Annotated in this window: 4 protein-coding genes; 2 read left to right on the top strand and 2 right to left on the bottom strand. The window is 71.4% G+C overall.

What is annotated here, in order from left to right; all coding sequences use genetic code 11:
- Positions 1-49: 49 nt before the first annotated feature.
- Entirely contained in the window at positions 50-304 is a 255-nt protein-coding gene (locus GH736_RS19115) for a hypothetical protein (RefSeq protein ID WP_159606175.1), read from the bottom strand.
- 104 nt (positions 305-408) lie between these two features.
- Here GH736_RS19115 and GH736_RS19120 point away from each other — a divergent pair, with 104 nt between their 5' ends.
- Complete coding sequence (locus tag GH736_RS19120) at positions 409-897, top strand: nucleoside deaminase (RefSeq protein WP_159606177.1); 489 nt, start codon at positions 409-411, stop codon at positions 895-897.
- Positions 898-1,008: 111 nt separating this feature from the next.
- Here the strand turns inward: GH736_RS19120 and GH736_RS19125 are convergent, their stop codons facing one another.
- Positions 1,009-2,037 (bottom strand): LacI family DNA-binding transcriptional regulator, encoded by a 1,029-nt coding sequence (locus GH736_RS19125; RefSeq protein WP_159606179.1) that lies wholly within the window; start codon positions 2,035-2,037, stop codon positions 1,009-1,011.
- A gap of 170 nt (positions 2,038-2,207) precedes the next feature.
- Here GH736_RS19125 and GH736_RS19130 point away from each other — a divergent pair, with 170 nt between their 5' ends.
- Positions 2,208-3,500, top strand: coding sequence for an ABC transporter substrate-binding protein (locus GH736_RS19130; protein WP_159606181.1), 1,293 nt, complete (start codon positions 2,208-2,210; stop codon positions 3,498-3,500).
- Positions 3,501-3,659 lie beyond the last annotated feature (159 nt).

Genomic DNA, 3,659 nt, shown 5'->3' on the forward strand with positions numbered 1-3,659 from the left:
GCGCCGTGAGCGTGGTGCGCAGTCACGACGCCCCGGTCGCGCGCCGCGGTCAGAACGCGACGCCCTCCGCTGCATCGGGGCCGTCGGAGCCGTTCGTGTCGGGGTCGGTGTCGTCGGGGCCGGGACCGGGAGCGTCGGGGTCCCGCTGCGACGCGGCATCCGGATCCTCCTCCGGCTCGAACGTCGTCGGCTCGCCCGCGCCGACGCCCACGCCGTCGGGTTCGTTCGGGATCGTGCCCTCGCCGCCGAGGCCGTCGGGCTTCTTCGTGCCCTCTGGGTCGTGGTGCGCGGATGCGTCGCTCATGATGTGTCTCCTCCCCCTGACCTCCTCACGATCACACGCCCGTCGCCCCGCCGGCGCGGGGTTGACACGCACGACAATGGACTCATCGACGAAGGAGGGCCCGCATGACCGACGGAACCGTGGTGACCGAGGCCGACCTGACGTGGCTCCGTCGATGCGTGGACCTCGGCACGGCGGCGCGCGCCCGGGGCGACCACCCCTTCGGGTCGCTGGTCGTCGCCGCCGACGGACGCACGGTCGAGGCGATGAACTCGGTGGTCACCCACGCCGACCCGACCGGGCATGCCGAGACGAACGTCGTGCGCGCCGCGGCATCCGTGCTGCCCCCCGAGGTGCTCGCGACGAGCACGCTGTACACGAGCACCGAGCCCTGCGCGATGTGCGCCGGCGCGATCTACTGGAGCGGCATCGCCCGGGTGGTCTACGCCCTCGGCGAGGACTGGCTGCGCGACATCGTCGCCGAGCAGGAGGGCGTGCCCACCATGGCGCTCCCGTGCCGCGAGGTGTTCGCCCGCGGCGGCCGGACGGTCACGGTCGCGGGGCCGGCCGACCTGCCCGAGGCCACGACGCTGCACGACGGCTTCTGGGGCTGACGCCGCCGCTCGGTCGGGAGGAGATCTGCGCCGGAGGCGGTCTCCACCCCGCATCCCGTCCTCCCGCGGTGCGCTTCTCCTCCGCCGGCGAGGCCCAGGCCGTCGGCGCGCTCAGCGCCGCGGGATGGTCGAGCCGCGGATGACGAGCCGCACGGGCTGGTACTCGGTGCCCGAACGCAGCTCGTCGTCGAGGGCGGTGAACACGCGCTTCGCCGCGGTGCGCCCGAGCTGCTGCAGGTTGGCGTCGATGCTCGTGAGCTCGGGACGCGAGTTCGTGGCGAGCACCTCCCAGTTGTCGTAGCCGATGACGGCGACGTCCTCGGGCACGCTCCGGCCCAGGTCGCGGAGCGTGTCGAGCACGCCGCGGGCGATCTGGTCGGAGCCGCACACGATGCCGTCGACCTCGGGATGCTGCGCGAGGAGCATCGCCGTCGCGTCGCGGCCCCAGTGCTCGCTCCATTCCGAGAACATCGGCTCGCCGACCAGTTCGAGGCCGGCGGCCCGGAGTCCGTCGCGCACGCCGAGCAGGCGGTCCTGGGCCGCGGCGTAGGCCGGGTCTCCGGTGATGTGCGCGATGCGCGAACGCCCGCATGAGACGAGATGCTCGACGGCCAGGCGCCCGCCGGCGCGGTTGTCGGGCGTGATCGACAGGTCGGCGGGGTCGTCGGACGGGGCGTAGGCGTACACCACCGGCACCGGCAGGTCGTGCCCGAGCGACGGCCGCGGGTCGGTCTGACGGCCGACGACGATGATCCCGTCGACCCTGCGGTTCAGCAGCGCCTTCAGGTGGTGCTGCTCTCGGATGGCGTCGCCGCGCGCGTCGCAGAGGAACACGTTGACCTGGCCCGCGCCGAACGCGTCCTCGGCGCCCATGAGGATCGGGATGACGAACCGGCCCTCGAGGTCGCTCGTGAGCAGGCCGACGGTGCCGGTGCGCCCGGCGAGCAGGCTGCGGGCGAGCTGGTTGGGCGTGAACGAGATCTGCTCGGCGGCCTCGAGCACGCGACGGCGGGTGGCCGGTGCGACCTCGTCGCGGCCGTTGATGGCCTTCGAGGCGGTGGCGATCGAGACGCCGGCGAGCTTGGCGACGTCGCTGAGCGTCGACGCCCGCCCGCCGCCCGGGTGTTCCACTCGCGCCATCGCGGCCCCCTTCTGTGTCGGAAACCTTACCGGATTCTGCTCTTGACGCCTTTGGTTTCCCCAGAGTAACGTGCCGAAAAGCATTTCGGAATTTTCGCAGCATCGCTGAGCCGGAGTGTCGCAGCACCGGGCTTCCCCAGCCCGCTCAACGACGAGTCAGAGGAGAGACCATGAGCAGCACCACCCGCCGGATGCGAAGAATCGCCGGCGTCCTGGCCGCCGGCGCACTGCTGGTCGGCGTGTCCGCCTGCGCGGCCGACAGCGAGCCCGCGAGCAACCTGTCGGACGCCGGCCCCGAGGGCGTCGACGACGGGTCGACGCTCACCCTCTGGACGCGCGCGCCCCTCGAGAAGCAGGCCAACCTGCTCGTCGACGCCTACAACGAGAGCCACGAGAACCAGGTCGAGCTCACCGTCGTGCCGAACGACGACTACGTCGCCAAGGTCGGTGCCGCGGCCGGATCGAACGGCCTGCCCGACCTCTTCGCCGCCGACATCGTGTACGTGCCGAACTGGGTCGAGCAGGGACTCTTCCAGGACCTCACGGCGAACATCGACGGACTCGACTTCAAGGACGAGATCAACCCCGGACACCTCTCGGCCGGCACGCTCGACGGCAAGGAGCACGTGCTGCCGTTCGTGCTCGACCTCTCGATGCTGTTCTGGAACAAGGAGCTCGCGACCGAAGCCGGTCTCGACGCCGAGGCGGGCCCCGCGAACCTCGAGGAGTACGCCGAGTGGGCGAAGGCGATCCAGGCGCTGAACAAGCCCGACACCTACGGCACCGCCACGGGCCTGAACTGCGGCGGATGCCTCGTCTTCACGTGGTTCCCGAGCGTCTGGGCCGACGGCGAGCAGGTCATGAACGAGGACGGCACCGAGTCGCTGCTCGCGAGCGACACGGCCAAGGAGATCTACGCCACCTGGAAGGACCTCTGGGACTCGGGCGCCGTGCTCCCCTCGTCGCAGGACGAGGCCGGCCCCACGTGGACCGCGGGCTTCACCGAGGGCAAGGTCGGCCTCATGTTCTACCCGGCCACGCTGCTCTCGTCCACCCCGTTCGAGGCCGGCGTCTCGGGCATCGTCGGACCTGAGGGCGGCGCCTCCACGTTCGTCGGCGGCGACGGCATCGGCATCTCGAAGGATTCGAAGAAGTCGGCGCAGGCGTGGAACTTCCTCAACTGGATGATGTCCGAGGAGGCCCAGGTCGGCGTGCTCGCGAAGGACAAGGACGTCGTCTCGCGCGGCGACCTCTCGAGCAACGAGTACTCCGACGCCGACCCGCGCCTCGTCACGATCAACGAGGTGGCCGCGAACGGCGACACCCCGGTCGCGATCCACTTCCAGGAGGCGTTCAACGCGCCGAACAGCCCGTGGCTGACCCTGGTGCGCGACGCCGTGCTCGGCGACGGGGCATCCGTCGACGCCGACAACGACGAGATCACGGCGGTGCTCTCGCAATAGACGGATGCGGGCAGCCGGCGCCGATCGCGAGGTCGGCGCCGGCCGCCCGCACCAACGCACCACGCAGGCGACCCGCACGAGACCCCCGCACCACACGAAAGGCCCGAACATGACCGCCCTGGCCCCTCCCGCCGAGACGGCGTCGCCGCCGAGGCGCTC

It is taken from the genome of Agromyces humi (assembly GCF_009720255.1).
GTDB lineage: Bacteria > Actinomycetota > Actinomycetes > Actinomycetales > Microbacteriaceae > Agromyces > Agromyces humi.

Excerpts from the sequence above, each read along its gene's own strand:
- GH736_RS19115 (WP_159606175.1), bottom strand. The coding sequence starts at position 304 with ATGAGCGACGCATCCGCGCACCACGACCCAGAGGGCACGAAGAAGCCC.
- GH736_RS19120 (WP_159606177.1), top strand. The coding sequence starts at position 409 with ATGACCGACGGAACCGTGGTGACCGAGGCCGACCTGACGTGGCTCCGT.
- GH736_RS19125 (WP_159606179.1), bottom strand. The coding sequence starts at position 2,037 with ATGGCGCGAGTGGAACACCCGGGCGGCGGGCGGGCGTCGACGCTCAGC.
- GH736_RS19130 (WP_159606181.1), top strand. The coding sequence starts at position 2,208 with ATGAGCAGCACCACCCGCCGGATGCGAAGAATCGCCGGCGTCCTGGCC.